The organism is Budvicia aquatica DSM 5075 = ATCC 35567, assembly GCF_000427805.1.
Taxonomy (GTDB): Bacteria; Pseudomonadota; Gammaproteobacteria; order Enterobacterales; family Enterobacteriaceae; genus Budvicia; species Budvicia aquatica.
Genome location: NZ_ATYS01000001.1, coordinates 1 through 16,376, shown reverse-complemented (window position 1 = coordinate 16,376; position 16,376 = coordinate 1). Strand labels below are relative to the sequence as shown.

Genomic DNA, 16,376 nt, shown 5'->3' with positions numbered 1-16,376 from the left:
ATCAATTAAGCCGATCAAGTTAATTATATATCATAATATAAATATTATTTTTATGATATTCATAGCCATACCTCCGCCCTCTCACTCTGATGACACCCCTAGTTTTAATTTTTAAAGTTACAACGCATTTATAAAATATTCGACTATAGTCAGAAAGTAGTAGTCCGTTAATCAACGGGATTTTTCCTATTCGATATAACGTTGGTTATTGATACTAAAACGGTCACACAGCCTTACGGCCCGGTATTAGATTAATTGTGACCGATATATTTTTTAATGTTAGGAGAAAACATGGCCAATCACTTTCTTACCCTTTGGGATATATTAGCGACAACATTTTCAATTTTCTTTTTCATTGCTTACCTGCTGATCCTGTTTCAGGTGGTATCTGACCTCTTTAGAGACCATGAGCTAAACGGCTTTTTTAAAGCTATATGGATTATATTTTTGCTATTCGTTCCATTACTTGCTTCTCTTTTATATCTCGTTACCCGAGGCAAAGGCATGGCACAACGGCAGCGTGCCATGATGCAAAAATCAGTGTCTGATACTAATGCTTATATTCGTGAGGTCGCGGGAAAATCGCCGGCCGAGCAAATATCGGATGCGAAAAAACTATTAGATGAAGGGACGATTACACAGGACGAATACCAAAAGCTGAAGGCTAAAGCATTAGCTTGATCTCAAGATTTTTGCTTCACTCATCAAGGCTAAATGTCAATTCTTGTACCATTTAGCCTTGATTCTATGCACTCCCATGGTTCGCTATACGATTACCTCGTAGGCTCATTAAAACCGAGCATTTTAGTCGCCATGTTTTTAAAGTTATTCATATCGTCACCGGTGTAAATATCGGGAGTACAAAGCTTCTTGATTTCTTCATCCTGAGCATCAAAACACACTCCCTTTGTATAACCGTTCTTGTATGCCAGAGCGATAAATAGCTGGGTATTTAACACGCACAGATCGACGCTACGCGCACCAGATTCTTTACAGGCATTAGTGATACCCTTCTCCAGCTTATTTAATTCGGCTACCGCCTCCAGGCTAGATAACCCCAACACCCCAAATAATATTAATTTTTTCATATTACATCCTTATATATACGTTGGATGGATATTATCATTTATAAGGATTAAATAAAGCGTGAATACAATTGATTAATGACAGAATGGACAAAAAAAATTATCCATAAAATCTTCCGGCTCAATAGTGTCACTTGGTAATAATATCGTCATTTTACCGTGTTTTTTGCATTCAATTTCCTGAAAAGCCCCTGATTTCGTAAGGTGACTAATTTCTAAATCACGCCAGCCACACCAAGGGCAACATTTCACACTCTCATCGGTATTTGCTGTAATCAGTAATTCCCAATTACACTCACCACAGTGGATTTTATATATCGGCTTAGCCGTTGTTAATACTTTAATCTCATGTCTCATCACCGTTACCTTTTTATATAAACTCTAAGAATAGTTTAAGTTATTCTATATAAATTCAGGTGTTATATTTACATTCAGCCTGTAATTACCCACTCGCGAAAGCTATCAGAAATGTTCGGTAAGCTGTTATGCAAGCCAAATGAGTAGCTATTTCTTCAACTTGTTGGCATTCTACCTTAGTAGCTTACTATTTGTAATTTAACAAAACGATATAGATAGACTCAAAATACGGGAGGTAATTATGTATAAAACTATCTTAATTCCGATCGATATTTCAGAACAAGATTTGACTAACTTAGTCATTCCACACACCGAAAGGATGGCAAAGTTAGGGGACCCCATGTTTCATTTTATTGCCGTTATCCCCTCTTACACCACATATAGCATAGCTTATGCAACACGACTTCCAGACCCAGAAGAAATGAAGAACGCGACGCTGGAAAAGCTGGAAGAGATAACCAAAGCATTTAGAATACCGAATACCAGAATCCAGCATCATATCGATGTCGGCTCGGCGCGAGACAAAATACTGAATTTGTCTGAAGCTATCGAAGCTGACTTGATTATTGTTGGTTCTCGCCGCCCGAGTATTTCTACCCACCTATTGGGTTCAACGTCATCGGCCATCGTTCGATATGCAAAAACATCCGTGCTGGTTGTAAGATAGAACTCATTTAGATTTAATCATCTGATCTGAACTAACCCCATACGGTTGGAGAACGATTTAAACGGCTAATAAGGACTGATTTCTGGATCGGTCCTTTCAATTTTGGCTGATTCTCTCGTTGTTATATATCCTATTTATAAAGATGGAGATGTCATTTCTCTGTTATCTACTAAAATTAGTACTAAATTGGGCTTGATGCCTTGTATTTAATAAATTTGGTAATCCTATGAATTTATTTAAGTCTATTTGGTTCTTTTTGGGGAAGTATCAAACACCCAAAATAAGGGTATTGCATGTTTTAATTTTAGTTTTAGTTATAACTCAAATAATCATTAGTAACTGGATGGTCGGTACTCAATCCTCCACAATTCCCAGTATCAGTGGGGAATACATCTTTACGTGGATGCATATATTGATTGGCTTTAGTTTATTTTTTCTTTCATTTGCTTTGATTTGGACATGTTTAAAAGAGAAAGGGGTTAAACATTTCTACCCTTACTTATGGGGTGACGTCAAACAAATAAAAAGTGATATTAATCAGTTAATTGAATTTAAGTTACCTGATAGCACCCCTGCGGGGTTAGCTGCCACAGTTCAAGGATTAGGATTAGGCGCTTTATCAATTGTTATTATTTCAGGGCTAACATGGTTTTTCCTGTGGATACTCGGAGCATCATTCGCCTACGACGCTCGAAGCATTCATAAATCACTAACTATATTGATAGAAATTTATATTTATGGGCACGGAGGTCTAGGACTTATCCATTTTGTTATCTGGTATAAAAAGGCAAAAAAATAAACCATCCATTCCTTTTTATAAACGGATTGAAGCATAAGTAAACGCTATGACGGCGTTAGCCTTACTCTTTTGCCGTCCTTAGAACCTAAACAGGCCACCGATGTGGCCTGTTTAGGATATTTAACTGCGTTGGTTTGCTCTGTGCTGGGCCAGAACACCTTATTTCTGTGAATGCAGCCCAATCACGTTATCTTCACTATCTTTAACAATAGAAGCAAAACCATATTCTCCGATAGCGAATTTCGCTCTCAGTATTGTACCGCCATTAGGAACAATTCGACTTTCTTCCACCGCGCAGTCATCACACGATAGATAAATCAGCGTTCCGCCGGCCCCCGGTGTAACACAATCCATTTTGACCAATGCGCCAGAGGCCCCTTCAACGCCGTCTTGATAAGGGAACATCAGGTATTCCATCCCCTCAGCTTCCAGTTTCTCTAACTTAGTATTGAAAACGGCTTCGTAGAATTTTTTTGCCCGTGGCATATCTGCAACATAAATCTCAAACCAACAACCAATATTTGCTTTCATCAACTTCTCCTTAGTTTTTTTAGATAGTTTCCTGATACTCATTCTTGCAAGTAGTGTGTTTTTATACAGTGATCTGAGTCAAACTATCTGAAATAACTCTATTTATGAAATTCCTGAATTCTCATTTTCTGACCCGACGAGTTTTGTAATGATTACTCGGGCAGCAAAAACGATAATCCCCTTCTTTTTTGTTTCAATACTTGAATTTTAATTAATGGAGTGTGAAGAAGTTATAAGTGAGATATTCAGGAGCACATAGACAGGATGATTGCCAATTACTTAAGCGGCCTAGGCAACATTTGTACTACACTAAAACTTAAAATATATACCAGAGAACTCATATGAAGCTATGGCATGTACTGACAGGTGTTGCACTATCTATGGCCCTTGTAGCCTGTAAATCCCCGACACCGCCAAAGGGGGTAAGCCCGATCGCTAATTTTGATGCCACTCGCTATCTGGGCAAGTGGTATGAAGTAGCCCGGCTAGAGAACCGCTTTGAACGAGGGCTTGAGCAAGTTACCGCTACCTATGGCGAGCGTAACGACGGCGGTTTGTCCGTTCTGAACCGTGGATACGACCCGGTAAAAGGTGTGTGGAAACAAAGCGAAGGCAAGGCCTATTTTACCGGTATCCCAACTACCGCAGCCCTTAAAGTGTCGTTTTTCGGTCCGTTTTACGGCGGCTATAACGTGATCGCTCTGGATGACAACTATCAGTATGCGCTAGTGAGCGGGCCTAACCGCGACTATCTATGGATATTATCGCGTACACCAACCATTCCAGACGATGTTAAACAGAATTATCTCAATATTGCCCGCGAGCTGAATTTTCAGGTAGACCAATTACTTTGGGTTACGCACTAAAGTCTCATGGGTAACGGGTAGATCTGTCAGGTATTGGCGGGTGGGTTTATGTGGTAATATAGCTCATCAAATCAAGGGCTACTTTAATCATGCAAATAGACACCCTCATTATCATTGCCATCGTAATAATGGTCGCTGTATTGCTGATATCTCGAGCCATTGTCGGTGCTATGACAAAACAATCAGGTATGAGCATAACCTACCGAGTCCTTATTTTTTCCTCTATTTTTGGCCTGCTGTTTTTTATCCTGATATCCATTGTTTTGGCTTCGATTTAGGCTTGCTATGCAAATACCATCAGCCCAGCTGATTTTTCTTTGCAATAAAGCATGCCCTTTGAGTCATTGATTCCGATGTCGTCACACGTTGTCGATATCATCTCTTCTACTACATTTTCTTGGGCTACCGCTCCGAAACTCGCTAAACCCAGCACCACACCCAACATTAACTTTTTCATCTTATGTCCTTATAAATGCGTGAGGTGGATACTAATATTCCCCCAGCAATGACCATGTAAACAGGAAGATTAACTGACAAAAATAATTGATCGGTAGACCTGATTTCGTTTGCCTAATAATGGCTGAACGTTCCCTTCCCGATCTGAAGCTCTGATTACAATATGGAACTCCCCGATAACATGAGGTTCCCATTCAAAAGAAAATCGCTGCCAACTGTTTTCATCCCGGCTTTCAATCTCAGCATCTTGCCATGTCAATCCGGCGTTTAAGGAGACCTCGACTTTTGATATTGGATGAAAACCCCACGCCCAGCCCCATAAAGTCTGTTTTTCCTTTGGCAAATGCATACCGTTCTCTGGAAAAACTAAAAGTGAATTTGGTTTAATTTCCCAAACTGGCGTTAAGACTTCTGCACCATCGATAACTTCACGGTCATTATAGTAGCGAGTAGTGAAATCACCGTTGTGCCTGGTTTCTGCCAACGCGAGTCGGTTAAGCCATTTTGTTGAATTAGTACCATAATAACCCGGCACAATAAGGCGTACTGGTCCGCCACGGCTGTTTGATAATGGCTCTCCGTTGATCTTTAGCGCCAACAAAACATTATCATTCAGGGCCATTTCTAGCGGTAAATCTTTGTCATACGATTCATAATGTTGGCCATTAAAATCACCGTGGTCGACGCCACTAGAATGGATAAACTTGATATTATTCCCGACCCCGACTTGCAGAAGAACGTCTCTTAACCTCACGCCTTCCCATACAATATTTCCCACTCGTCTCTGGGGGATATCAGGAAATACAGGACTGCCAGCGCATTCTTGGAAAGACATTACGGTGGTTTGCTCTAATTCTTGCAGGTCTTTTAGTGTTAATGTCAGTGTCCCATCTACACCGCCCTCTATAGCAACCTGCCAACCTTCAGTAGAGGTATCTGGTATTCCAAGATGCCAGACTTTATATAGCCCGTCTTCATCAGTGATGAAGGACCTGAAAATTTCTTTTTCATGCTTTTGAATAAGGCCGAAACCATTCGACTTCATGACCTGCTTGTTTTTAATTTCCATCATTTCGTTCTCATACATCCCGGCCAGTGCGCTTTGAAACAGCGGGCATCCATAATTACCATACAAATCATTGATTACAAAAACAAGGAGATATCATATAAAACAAATACCTCTAACTGCCCTTTTCATGAAGCTAATTATTGCGGTAGCAGTCCTGGTTGTCGCCAGTTCTGCCGTGATGCTCAATTTCCTTATGCCTATAGTGGTGACTTAAGGGAGTAGAAATCTACCCTACTAAAAACAAGCGCTATTTATCCGCTTCATTAAACCAGATCGCCATTGCGCGGCTTTTTTATTGATTAAATCTATGACAACATACTATTTCAGCGACTTAAATTCAGGGAGATTAGTTGTGGGATGTGATATTCACATGTTCGTTGAGGTTAAGTATTCATTTGGTGATAACAATAAATGGATTAACTTTGACCATCATACAAAAAATCCTTATTTTGATGAGTATCGAGATACCCCTGAGTTTGATGTAATTGAGTTACATGATGTCAGAAATTATCTTGCATTCGAACAACTTTGCGGTGTCCGGGCTTATACTGAATCACCAAGTATCTCTCCGCCCAGAGGAGTCCCAATAGATATAAGTGCATTTGTCAAACAACACATAGAGTCTTGGAATATTGATGGACACTCTCATAGCTTTGTTACTCTGGAAGAAATTAGAATTTATAGAGCAAATCTAAAAGATCTATCCTTTGATGGCTTAAAATATATTCATGAAGCGTTAGAACTGCGGGCTATTGAGTACTTTTTAACGCCCGAGGGCGTCGATCCTAAAAATATAAGAATCGTTTTTTTCTTTGATAACTAACAAAAAATTCCTGCTGAAGCGAGGGTTAAAATTGGTGCGAATTATAGCCCGTGTTGCTGACCGGAAAAAGACAGGCTGAGTGTTGGAATCACTATTCATTTCTATATAATTATTTTTAATATTGAGCTAGTGGAACCTACAGAAAGGAAACTACGTGATATCGATAATTAAATACCAAGAAGCTTCTACTCGTTTTTCATTACCTAGTTGGATGAATGATGGATACTTCAATACTTGGCTGTTACATGAAGGCGATGCATTTTTAAATAATCATTTATGTCTCGACTGGGAGAAGTTAACGTTTAATAAATGGAAGCAATGGAATAACTTACCGCCTAGTCGTCAAGATATAGAACTTCATGGTGTTATTGTTACAGGCAACCTGGCCGTCAATGCTTCCATTCTAAATACCAACGGTGATGGCGGCCCTTGTTTGATTGTTTTGGGTGATTGCCAAGCCCATAATTTAGTCGGTGGCGGTTCCGACATACATATTCATGGGGATACATTGATAGCTGGCGCCGTTTATGGTTTCTACAATCACGGAGTACTAAATTTTCAAGGAAAACTTCACTCGACAATATTTATTAATGATGACCATTCGATATCAGCAAATATAAAAAATCAAAAACATAACTTCACTTATTCTAGCCGAGATAAAAATAGGATATTAGATAATGACGACTCAATACCAGCTAAATTGAAAAAAATAGTATCTTCCCGGTTGCTGCTTTGGGGCGATATATTACCGGCTCTTTGCCGTGGTGAAGATATTGTCAAAAAGTCAGGAGAAAAAACACCTGAGACTATTCAAGATTGGGTTACTCTAGTATGGAAGAATCCAATGGCACTAAAAAAAGTTCCAAAGGAATTAAGAACTGAGCGGTTCTATCTCTCCTTATTCTCAGAGGAGGCACCATTAGACGCCCTCACTGTTATAGAAATAGTTGGTACTATTTCTCAAAACTCTGCAACATTAGAAGTACTAGTCTCTGCTATGCAACTTTCTCCCAAAAGCCTAGTAAGAGCCCCAGTTTCATTTGATCTAGCAGAACTATATGAGCAATGCTTTCTACAACTAAAAAACCCACAGAAAGTGTTTTATGAGATACCTGAGCAGTTTCGCAGCCAAGCTATGCTCAGGCATTTTGATGCATTCTTAGCAGACCAAACAACCTAGCATATAAGTATGATGAGAGGATGAATTGAGGGCCAATGGATAACCGATACAACAGCTTCACCGGCAACAAGAATCTTAGTCAGTGCTTCACGTACGTTCAGCGCGGCACTACCTACCCCGCGCTAAAGCAGGAGTCCGACATCAGATATATCTTCGCCGATTGATGTGTTTGGCAATTCTTTGGAGGGCGCATAATTATCCCAGGAGAAGTCTTCAACAAAACTGTCGTAGATGTTTTCCTCTGGCTGCCGAATATTCAGCCCTGAACGGTTTTATGTGGTGGTTAACACGCAGTTAGAACGGCAACCGGCTTACGATTGTTTCTAAGCCTCCAGTGCGATGGTTAACTCAGTATTATCCCAATAGACCATTCAGTTAATTTCACACTTATATCTTAACTCACTCAATACCTTGTCATAAGAAGTCATATCAAAGCTGACAACATCATTCCCGTGCATATATTCCGAGTAACTGACAATCAATTGCTGACTATTTATAAATGCATTTGAGAAATTAATATTACTGGAGGGCACAGCCATGGAACCAGTCCCCATTACGCGAACATTCCACGCTGAACGTACCGCTTTTTCTTTATCCACTCGGGTTACGATATTGCCATCAGTCACCTCCTCATCAAGAAATATTAACGCAACAGATATCGCTTTCCTGGCCGTAGTACAGGAAACAGTCATTCCAACATTGCGTTTATTTTCAGATGTCAGGTTAGCGGTAAAAACTAGCTGATCGTCCAGTGGATTAATTCTTTGAGATATCGACCATTTGCCAAATGGTTTAGGGACCTCTTTCTTACAGTAGTCCCATTTATGGAGCTGCTGCTTGTCTTTATCTAAAACAGTAAACACATCTCTATTTTCAGACATGGTGTACACACTGATACCATCATCAATTGAACGTTCTGAGTTTTCTGGTTGGGGTAATTTAGGGCTACTGAACCACTTATCATATTGGCCATGGGCCTTGAAGCTATCACTACCGATTTCAACTTTTTGAAATGTTATCCGTGGGCGCTTTCTGACCGTACCATTATAAATATCACCGATATTGTATTGGCATTCGTACATTTCAGAAGCAAACACCGCATTAGACGCGCCCAATAAACCTACGAATGCTAACAATAGCTTTTTCACACTGATGCCTAAGAAAATATTGTTTTCATTAGCATATCAATGTAGTCACCAGAACTCACTACACATCTCTGCTTATGTTCACACTTTAGACGTAAAAAAGGCCACCAAAGTGACCTGTTTGGAATACTGTGTTGAAAAGTCTTTATCTAAGGTTTAGCGAGTTAACCGGTATAATAATACTGTCCAAACCGGTTACAGTATCCCGTACCGTATTAAGCACCGGCACCACTTTTGACAGGGCGCCGCCTGTTTTCAACAGATTAAACTCAAGATGGTCGCCGTTCATCACTAACGAACCACGTACCGGTAAGTCGATTCACCGAAACCTGTCGGCAAATATGAAGGCCTAAGACGGCAGTTCAATTCCGCAATACAGCTAATAGATAGTCAGCAAAAGCAACTCTCTTTCTATCGTGAGCGTGATTATCAGGCATCGAAGGAGGCTGTCAGAGCTAATGCGCATGAGCTTAATTCTCAGCGTGATGTGAATGCACAACTAACTCAGGAGCTTGAAGTAGCACATAAGCGCATTGTAGAACTCGAAGCATCTCAACCGGCAGTGCCGGAAACTGGCTCAATCGGAACCAGTTCCAGCATTGTAGGGGGTAATTACTTCAGCGCTGAATTTACTTTCTGAGCTCTTCGTCTAACTCATAATATGCTTGAAATTGACTACCACTTAGAATGTTTTCACAGTTTTGAATCTCTTTCTTGTTCTTATTCAATCTTATTTCGTACTCGCATCGCCCCGACAGCCTTCCTGATGTAAATGAATGAACTGTGACTATTTTGACCATCTGTTCGCAAGATGCTTGAGCTTTTGCATTTTGTTCTGAACATGCAGATTTTATTATTTGTTTCACATCAAAATCATCGGCAAAGCTACTTGCACTAAACATAGCTAGCACCACACCTAACATTACCTTTTTCATCTTTCATCCTTATTAAAAGCGTTGGATGAATATTAACATTTATTATGGAGATTAAATAAATGCCAGAACAATCACGGGAAGAGTACGAGGCTATGAGCGGATGTCAGCAGGCGGCGCATAGAGCAAAATTATGCTGGGCTGCCATGCTCAACGCAGCCCCAGCACTACAGGTGGGGTAATTACTTCAACTTCGGATATTTTTCCTGTCGCTCTTTTTTTAGCTCAAAAAATTCAAGGATATCACTATTACTAGCCATAGCTATTTTACACCGTTGAACTAATTCCGGCTCCGCATTAATTCCTATTGCATATTCGCATATCCCGGCTAGTTGTCCCACAGCAAATGCAGTGGTCGCGGTACTAATGACTAAGTCCTCACAAGCAGTCCGGGCCTCTACCTTTGAGTTTTTACATACAGCCTTTGCGGCTTTTTTCACATCTATATCGTCATCGGCAAAGCTAATTGCACTAAGCGTGGCTATCACCACACCCAACATTAACCTTTTCATCTCACGTCCTTATAAATGCGTTGGATGGATATTAACATTTATGAGGATTAAATAAATTTGAATAAGGCAGTTTAATATACCGCTGCCCAATCGAGGTGATCAGCATTAACCCATTCAACAATCTCAGACTTTATCAGCGGGTTTCTGAAAAAATCCTCAATAACTTTGAATGCTATGGTCGGTGTCAAACAAGAGCCGAGAGGAATATACAGGTCAGTATCAGCATCAACCAAAGTGTCTAACTTATCTGCATTACCAACGCTATACCAACATAAACCGCCTCTCACGCTGGGAATATTAAAATCATATCTTAATGAAATTTCTGATTCTGAATATCTAGCAAAAAATAGAATTACGCTACCGCCGTTTCCATTTTCAAATTTAAAGTGCCCTGAATTTGCTTTATCTCCCCAGCATTTGGCATGCTCCGGTTTAAAATAAGCAGCAAACGAGTCTAATGATGCATCTTCAACATAGGGTAAATCTAAAAAGCTAGCGCTGATTCTTATTGCCATGGCAGTTGCCAAACTCCTGTTGTGGAACTGATTATCTAAGCCAATACTACATTAGTATTCCCCTACTAAACATCTCCTGCATCTCGCCGGTATGGCAAAGAATAAAACGCTCAACCAGAACCATGACGCTCACGCAACAGAGCGAATAGAGATTAAAACCCTATATTGTGTATAATAGCGCATCAATTTAGAGAGCACTTAGACAATAACTTCTAATGTGCTGATATTAAACAATTTTAAGGTGATATGAGTTATGGGATTCAAATGCGGTATTGTCGGGCTGCCTAACGTTGGCAAATCAACCCTGTTTAATGCATTAACTAAAGCGGGTATCGAAGCAGCTAACTTTCCGTTCTGTACGATCGAGCCGAACACCGGTGTCGTGCCCATGCCTGATTCACGTTTAGATCAATTAGCTGAAATCGTTAAGCCTCAGCGCGTTCTGCCAACCACCATGGAATTTGTTGATATTGCGGGCCTGGTTAAAGGCGCGTCTAAAGGTGAAGGCCTGGGCAACCAATTCTTAACCAACATTCGTGAAACCGAAGCTATTGGTCACGTAGTGCGCTGTTTTGAAAATGACAATATCATTCACGTTTCAGGTAAAGTTGACCCGGCTGAAGATATCGATACCATCAACACCGAACTCGCCCTTTCCGATTTAGATACCTGTGAACGCGCTATTCATCGCGTACAGAAGAAGGCGAAAGGCGGCGATAAAGATGCAAAAGTTGAACTCTCTGCTTTAGAGAAGTGCCTGCCACATTTAGAAAACGCCGGCATGTTACGTGCACTGGATCTGGACACTGAAGAAAAAGCCGCACTGAGATACTTAAGTTTCCTGACGCTAAAGCCAACCATGTACATTGCTAACGTTAATGAAGACGGCTTTGAGAACAATCCTTATCTGGATAAAGTGCGCGAGATCGCCGCCGCTGAAGGTTCTGTTGTGGTTGCAGTATGTGCCGCCGTTGAATCTGATATTGCCGAGTTAGAAGACGACGAACGTGAAGAATTTATGGCTGAGCTGGGGATTACTGAGCCGGGTTTAAACCGCGTTATTCGCGCTGGTTATGAACTGCTAAACCTACAAACCTACTTCACCGCAGGCGTTAAAGAAGTTCGCGCATGGACCATTCCGGTTGGCGCAACCGCACCTCAGGCCGCAGGTAAAATTCATACTGACTTTGAAAAAGGTTTTATCCGTGCACAAACCATCGCATTTGAAGATTTCATCAAATTCAAAGGCGAACAAGGTGCAAAAGAAGCCGGAAAAATGCGTTCAGAAGGTAAAGACTATATCGTTAAAGATGGCGATATTATGAACTTCCTGTTCAACGTCTAAATAAATTTATACCTTACGGCATCTTATGATGCCCGTTAGGCTAAATGAAAATAGTCTCAAATCCACGCAATTGCGTGGATTTTTTGTTTCTGATACCTCAATGAAACCTAAAAGTCGTATTTATAAACACAGACTCGCCACGGTGCCATTTAGATAACCATCAACACACCTTACCGATTAATCAAAGTACGCCACCAACGCCGTCAACACTGACCCACAAGCCACACCACCTCTTTAACCACCATCAAAAATTTAACTCATTATATTTTTTATACAATTATCAAAAGCGTCTATGCTTAAACTAACAATAAGCAGTACAACAACACAATAACACTAAACTTAAAATAACCCCTTTTGCCTTAACGGCGTATGGAGCATATATGGACGTTGAGCCTAAATCTTCCCGTACAATAAAAGCCCCCAGTTATCTCGATGCCCTTACCCCAGTCATTACATTGATTGTGCTGGTAGGAACCTCCGTTGCCCTATTTGGCCTTAATGCCGTAAACGGTCCGCTGCAGGTTGCGATCATTGTCAGCACCATGATTACCTCAATGATCATATTAAAGAATGGTCATAGCTGGGATGAGATCTCTGAATCCGGGCGCAAAGGTATTTCTACGGTCTCAGGGGCAATTTTTATCCTTTTTGCCGTTGGGGCGCTGATTGGAACCTGGAACATGTCCGGTACAATTCCGACCATGGTCTATTACGGCATTATCATGATCTCCCCAAACTGGTTCTATCCTATCGCCTTTCTGGTATGTGCCGGGGTGTCGTTAAGTATCGGCAGCTCTTGGACAACGGCCGGAACGCTTGGCGTCGGATTAGTTGGTCTAGCCAATATGCTCGGTATATCACCGGAAATAACCGCCGGGGCCGTTATTTCCGGCGCCTACGTCGGCGATAAGATTTCGCCGCTATCAGAAAGTACCGTACTGGCCGCTCAGTTAAACGGTGTTGAACTCTATAAGCATATCCGCACCCAGCTTTGGACAACGGCCCCCGCCGGATTAATTGCTCTGATTGCCTTTATCGTTCTGGGTATGAATCAGCACGGTGCTTTTGATGCGACGGTGACAAATAATGAACTGACTCGCTTTAATGAGCTTTTTCATATCACCCCATGGAATTTGTTACCGCTGTTCTTTTTATTAGCACTGTCGGTATTGAAGGTCCCGGCCTCTCTGGCCATCATGTGTTCTGCTTTGCTGGCCGGCGTTATGGCTTCTTTTATGCAGCCACAGGTTATCCTACGTTTTATCGCTGAACCCGATGTCTCTACCCCGCTGCTGGCCATCAAGGCTACTTGGGTTGCGATGGCGACCGGCTTTCAAGAAAACTCAGGTATTGAACAAATAGACGCCCTGCTTTCACGTGGCGGCATGGACAGCATGTTACTGACAATTTGGTTGATTATCGGTGCGGTAACCTTCGGCATTATGGTGGATGACTTTGGTCTGTTGAACAAGTTAGTGACACCGTTATTGCTGCGAGCCAAATCCGTGGGCAGTTTACTTGCCTCAGTGGTTGCCACTGCCATCGGCCTGAACATCACCGCTGGCGATCAATATATTGCTCTGCTTTTGCCAACTCGCCTGTTTCGCGCTGAATTCGCCAAACGAAGGCTCGCGCCAGAAAACCTGTCACGGGCAGTCTCTGATGCAGGCATTGTCACCTCACCGTTGATCCCGTGGAACTCTTGTGGTGCCTATATGGCAGCAGTTTTAGGGGTTTCAACCATGTCCTATATGCCGTTTGCCGTGTTTAATATTGCAGCACCATTAATCACAGTGGCATTAGGAATCACCGGCTTTAATATTCGTTACATGCCGGCCGCTACACCGCAATCAAAAGAAAATGAAGCTGCCCATAAAGCCGTTCAGGAATAACGGACCAAAAACCAATATATCGGCAGTTCAAACAGGCTGATAGCCCGGAGCACGGGTTATCAGCCTGTTTTTTGTTAAGCCCCAGCTAATACCAACGCTGTACTGACACTCTATTTACCGCTTCAACACTACACTCAAAAAGAGTTATTAACTTTAATCGTCATGAGCAATTTATTTAATAATTAGGCATAAAAAGCACCTGCATCTCCCATACATATGACTATCGATATAATGTTAATTATCTCTTAAAGAAATATATATTTACTTAACATAACTGAATAAAACTGAATAAAACTGACATAAGGGTAATTCCCTACGGATTGAAAAATTACAATGAGAAAAAACAACCCAATTGAAATAATTAACAATACAAAAGTATCAATAAGATACATACAATTATGTAATTAATTAAAACAAACTAATATTATTACATATACTTCAACATATAAATTAATATAGAATAATCGGCAGTGAGATGAGCTGTTGCAATAATTAAACCCAACTCAAACAAGTTATGGAAAACGTGAAAAAATCTAATATACGGATATTTAAAAAGAATCTGATTCTTTTAAGCATACTGTCAGTAGTCAGCACCGCACCTGTTGTTCAGGCGGCTAGCATCTATTGGGATAATGCCAGCGGAAACAATCAGTTTTTTGGTCAACAGAACTGGTCCAATAATTCCACGCCAGCCCTGAATGATGACCTGTACATTTATGATTCGGGTAATCAAACGGTTGAGCTCTCTCTTGCCGCAGTTGACTATTATTCCCCCAGCCTTGATGGCGACTATAACCACACCTTATTTGTCGGTGAAGGCTCAGGCAATAGCGCATCATTAAAAATCACCAGCACGCCAGATAGCTACCAGTACACCACCTATCTCAGTGGTTCAATGTCAGTTGGCAGCAATGGCGGAAAAGGCGTTGTTGAATATCATGACTATATTTTTGATGCCTCCAATATTGAGAATCCTGAAGAAAATAGGTTTACGCCAAAAATTCATTTAGAAACGCTGAGTATTGGTTCAGGCCTGAACAGTGACGGTTTAGTTTCTTTGACCGGCTCAGGAAAAAGCGCCAGCGAATATATGATGAGTTCATCTGCCCTAACGGTTAAAGATCTCCATGTGGGCACTGACGGCGGTAAAGGCGTGCTGAACGTTGATGGCAGTAGCATTGACGTGGGCTCAATGGGATATACGGAAGACCAGCGCACATTTTCACTGGGGCAAGGTACCGACAGCGGTATAGCCGGTACAGGAACCATTAATATACTCGGTGGCGGTAAGATGATGGTCTCCGGGAGTGCCTATAGCGAAGGGGTAATCAGCGCTGTTATTGGTAAAAATCAAGGTAACGGTGCGCTGAATATCTCCGGCAGCGTGGTAAGAAATGGTGAAACCATCCAAAGCCAGGCCGTTTTCGCTCAAGGGTTAGAGGTCGGGGTTAATTCCGGGAGTATCGGATCTATCTCTGTTTTAAATGGTGCAAGCCTGTCTACCATGGCATCAAACACCGATGAGTCTAATATCAGCGCTTATATCGGCGTTGATAATGGCAGCGGTTCAGTGTTGGTATCCGGAGAAAATAGTATCTGGAAGGCATCCGGCCACACTTATATCCCCTCCGAAACAAATGAAGTGGGTCATCTTTCTATTGGTGAAAGCGGCACCGGTAGTCTGACAGTAGCCAACGGCGGCGTTGTCTCTACCGGCAGCACCGGCTATTTCAATCGACATAACGAGACCGGCTACAGTAGCTATGAACCGGTATTTGATAACAGCATTCTGGGCGATTTATATCTGGGAAATCAGGTTAATGGCGTAGGAACCCTCAATATCGGTGGCGCTGAAGGTCATGCACCACAAATGGTAGGTAGCGTTGAGGTAAATAAAATCATTTTTGGCGCCGGCGATGGTTCTATCGTATTTAACCATACCGACCTGAGCGGTAATTATACCTTTACTACCGATCTGGTCAGCAGCGCGGAAGGTAAAGGAACCATCAAACAGGTTAACGGTATTACCGAGTTTGATACCGATCGCAGCCNGTTCAGCGGCAAAACCGAGATAACCGGCGGAACGCTGGTCGTCAGCAACGCGCTGGGCGGCTCAATGAGCATTGCGGAGCGTGGCACCCTTGCCGGTACCGGTATGGTAGGCACAACCACCCTATATAACGGCGGTAATATTTCACCCGG

17 protein-coding genes and 1 pseudogene are annotated in these 16,376 nt (G+C 41.7%); 9 read left to right on the top strand and 9 right to left on the bottom strand.

What is annotated here, in order from left to right; all coding sequences use genetic code 11:
- The first annotated feature begins 291 nt into the window (after positions 1-291).
- A complete protein-coding gene (locus tag YWE_RS0100110; protein WP_029092680.1) occupies positions 292-681 on the top strand; it encodes an SHOCT domain-containing protein in 390 nt (129 codons plus the stop codon).
- Between the two features lie 92 nt (positions 682-773).
- Here the strand turns inward: YWE_RS0100110 and YWE_RS0100105 are convergent, their stop codons facing one another.
- The gene (locus YWE_RS0100105; RefSeq protein WP_029092679.1) at positions 774-1,088 is read right to left on the bottom strand and encodes a hypothetical protein; all 315 of its coding nucleotides are present in this window, start codon (positions 1,086-1,088) and stop codon (positions 774-776) included.
- Positions 1,089-1,160: 72 nt separating this feature from the next.
- A complete protein-coding gene (locus YWE_RS0100100) occupies positions 1,161-1,442 on the bottom strand; it encodes a hypothetical protein (protein ID WP_036014570.1) in 282 nt (93 codons plus the stop codon).
- A gap of 241 nt (positions 1,443-1,683) precedes the next feature.
- On the opposite strand from YWE_RS0100100, the gene YWE_RS0100095 reads away from it, so the two are divergent.
- Both YWE_RS0100095 and YWE_RS0100090 read left to right on the top strand, forming a co-directional pair.
- A complete protein-coding gene (locus YWE_RS0100095; protein WP_029092677.1) occupies positions 1,684-2,109 on the top strand; it encodes a universal stress protein in 426 nt (141 codons plus the stop codon).
- Between the two features lie 226 nt (positions 2,110-2,335).
- The gene (locus YWE_RS0100090; RefSeq protein WP_029092676.1) at positions 2,336-2,908 is read left to right on the top strand and encodes a cytochrome b/b6 domain-containing protein; all 573 of its coding nucleotides are present in this window, start codon (positions 2,336-2,338) and stop codon (positions 2,906-2,908) included.
- A gap of 159 nt (positions 2,909-3,067) precedes the next feature.
- On the opposite strand, the gene YWE_RS0100085 is transcribed toward YWE_RS0100090, so the two are convergent.
- A complete protein-coding gene (locus YWE_RS0100085) occupies positions 3,068-3,439 on the bottom strand; it encodes a VOC family protein (RefSeq protein WP_029092675.1) in 372 nt (123 codons plus the stop codon).
- A 341-nt stretch (positions 3,440-3,780) separates the two neighbouring features.
- Here YWE_RS0100085 and blc point away from each other — a divergent pair, with 341 nt between their 5' ends.
- On the top strand, positions 3,781-4,305 hold the full coding sequence (gene blc, locus YWE_RS0100080; protein WP_029092674.1) for an outer membrane lipoprotein Blc: 525 nt from the start codon (positions 3,781-3,783) through the stop codon (positions 4,303-4,305).
- A gap of 283 nt (positions 4,306-4,588) precedes the next feature.
- Here the strand turns inward: blc and YWE_RS30240 are convergent, their stop codons facing one another.
- Positions 4,589-4,762, bottom strand: a complete 174-nt coding sequence (locus YWE_RS30240; RefSeq protein WP_154661396.1) for a hypothetical protein — start codon at positions 4,760-4,762, stop codon at positions 4,589-4,591.
- Positions 4,763-4,831: 69 nt separating this feature from the next.
- Positions 4,832-5,833 (bottom strand): molybdopterin-dependent oxidoreductase, encoded by a 1,002-nt coding sequence (locus YWE_RS0100065; protein WP_161628755.1) that lies wholly within the window; start codon positions 5,831-5,833, stop codon positions 4,832-4,834.
- 304 nt (positions 5,834-6,137) lie between these two features.
- On the opposite strand from YWE_RS0100065, the gene YWE_RS0100060 reads away from it, so the two are divergent.
- The gene (locus YWE_RS0100060; protein ID WP_227659943.1) at positions 6,138-6,653 is read left to right on the top strand and encodes a hypothetical protein; all 516 of its coding nucleotides are present in this window, start codon (positions 6,138-6,140) and stop codon (positions 6,651-6,653) included.
- A 154-nt stretch (positions 6,654-6,807) separates the two neighbouring features.
- A complete protein-coding gene (locus YWE_RS0100055) occupies positions 6,808-7,833 on the top strand; it encodes a hypothetical protein (RefSeq protein WP_029092670.1) in 1,026 nt (341 codons plus the stop codon).
- A gap of 371 nt (positions 7,834-8,204) precedes the next feature.
- Here the strand turns inward: YWE_RS0100055 and YWE_RS0100050 are convergent, their stop codons facing one another.
- The 4 genes from YWE_RS0100050 to YWE_RS31280 form a co-directional block, all read right to left on the bottom strand.
- The gene (locus YWE_RS0100050) at positions 8,205-8,981 is read right to left on the bottom strand and encodes a type VI secretion system-associated protein TagO (RefSeq protein ID WP_029092669.1); all 777 of its coding nucleotides are present in this window, start codon (positions 8,979-8,981) and stop codon (positions 8,205-8,207) included.
- A 626-nt stretch (positions 8,982-9,607) separates the two neighbouring features.
- On the bottom strand, positions 9,608-9,913 hold the full coding sequence (locus YWE_RS0100035; protein ID WP_029092668.1) for a hypothetical protein: 306 nt from the start codon (positions 9,911-9,913) through the stop codon (positions 9,608-9,610).
- A 179-nt stretch (positions 9,914-10,092) separates the two neighbouring features.
- Entirely contained in the window at positions 10,093-10,422 is a 330-nt protein-coding gene (locus YWE_RS0100025) for a hypothetical protein (protein ID WP_029092667.1), read from the bottom strand.
- 71 nt (positions 10,423-10,493) lie between these two features.
- Entirely contained in the window at positions 10,494-10,937 is a 444-nt protein-coding gene (locus tag YWE_RS31280) for a hypothetical protein (RefSeq protein WP_227659942.1), read from the bottom strand.
- A gap of 253 nt (positions 10,938-11,190) precedes the next feature.
- On the opposite strand from YWE_RS31280, the gene ychF reads away from it, so the two are divergent.
- The 3 genes and pseudogenes from ychF to YWE_RS0100005 all read left to right on the top strand — a co-directional run.
- A complete protein-coding gene (gene ychF, locus YWE_RS0100015; RefSeq protein WP_029092665.1) occupies positions 11,191-12,282 on the top strand; it encodes a redox-regulated ATPase YchF in 1,092 nt (363 codons plus the stop codon).
- Between the two features lie 380 nt (positions 12,283-12,662).
- Entirely contained in the window at positions 12,663-14,174 is a 1,512-nt protein-coding gene (locus tag YWE_RS0100010; RefSeq protein ID WP_029092664.1) for a Na+/H+ antiporter NhaC family protein, read from the top strand.
- A gap of 514 nt (positions 14,175-14,688) precedes the next feature.
- Positions 14,689-16,376: pseudogene (locus YWE_RS0100005) on the top strand (hypothetical protein); the annotation flags it as partial.

What these genes read in the sequence shown, in the direction of transcription:
- YWE_RS0100110 (WP_029092680.1), top strand. Translation starts at nt 292, where the DNA reads ATGGCCAATCACTTTCTTACCCTTTGGGATATATTAGCGACAACATTT.
- YWE_RS0100105 (WP_029092679.1), bottom strand. Translation starts at nt 1,088, where the DNA reads ATGAAAAAATTAATATTATTTGGGGTGTTGGGGTTATCTAGCCTGGAG.
- YWE_RS0100100 (WP_036014570.1), bottom strand. Translation starts at nt 1,442, where the DNA reads ATGAGACATGAGATTAAAGTATTAACAACGGCTAAGCCGATATATAAA.
- YWE_RS0100095 (WP_029092677.1), top strand. Translation starts at nt 1,684, where the DNA reads ATGTATAAAACTATCTTAATTCCGATCGATATTTCAGAACAAGATTTG.
- YWE_RS0100090 (WP_029092676.1), top strand. Translation starts at nt 2,336, where the DNA reads ATGAATTTATTTAAGTCTATTTGGTTCTTTTTGGGGAAGTATCAAACA.
- YWE_RS0100085 (WP_029092675.1), bottom strand. Translation starts at nt 3,439, where the DNA reads ATGAAAGCAAATATTGGTTGTTGGTTTGAGATTTATGTTGCAGATATG.
- blc (WP_029092674.1), top strand. Translation starts at nt 3,781, where the DNA reads ATGAAGCTATGGCATGTACTGACAGGTGTTGCACTATCTATGGCCCTT.
- YWE_RS30240 (WP_154661396.1), bottom strand. Translation starts at nt 4,762, where the DNA reads ATGAAAAAGTTAATGTTGGGTGTGGTGCTGGGTTTAGCGAGTTTCGGA.
- YWE_RS0100065 (WP_161628755.1), bottom strand. Translation starts at nt 5,833, where the DNA reads ATGATGGAAATTAAAAACAAGCAGGTCATGAAGTCGAATGGTTTCGGC.
- YWE_RS0100060 (WP_227659943.1), top strand. Translation starts at nt 6,138, where the DNA reads ATGACAACATACTATTTCAGCGACTTAAATTCAGGGAGATTAGTTGTG.
- YWE_RS0100035 (WP_029092668.1), bottom strand. Translation starts at nt 9,913, where the DNA reads ATGAAAAAGGTAATGTTAGGTGTGGTGCTAGCTATGTTTAGTGCAAGT.
- YWE_RS0100025 (WP_029092667.1), bottom strand. Translation starts at nt 10,422, where the DNA reads ATGAAAAGGTTAATGTTGGGTGTGGTGATAGCCACGCTTAGTGCAATT.
- YWE_RS31280 (WP_227659942.1), bottom strand. Translation starts at nt 10,937, where the DNA reads ATGGCAATAAGAATCAGCGCTAGCTTTTTAGATTTACCCTATGTTGAA.
- ychF (WP_029092665.1), top strand. Translation starts at nt 11,191, where the DNA reads ATGGGATTCAAATGCGGTATTGTCGGGCTGCCTAACGTTGGCAAATCA.
- YWE_RS0100010 (WP_029092664.1), top strand. Translation starts at nt 12,663, where the DNA reads ATGGACGTTGAGCCTAAATCTTCCCGTACAATAAAAGCCCCCAGTTAT.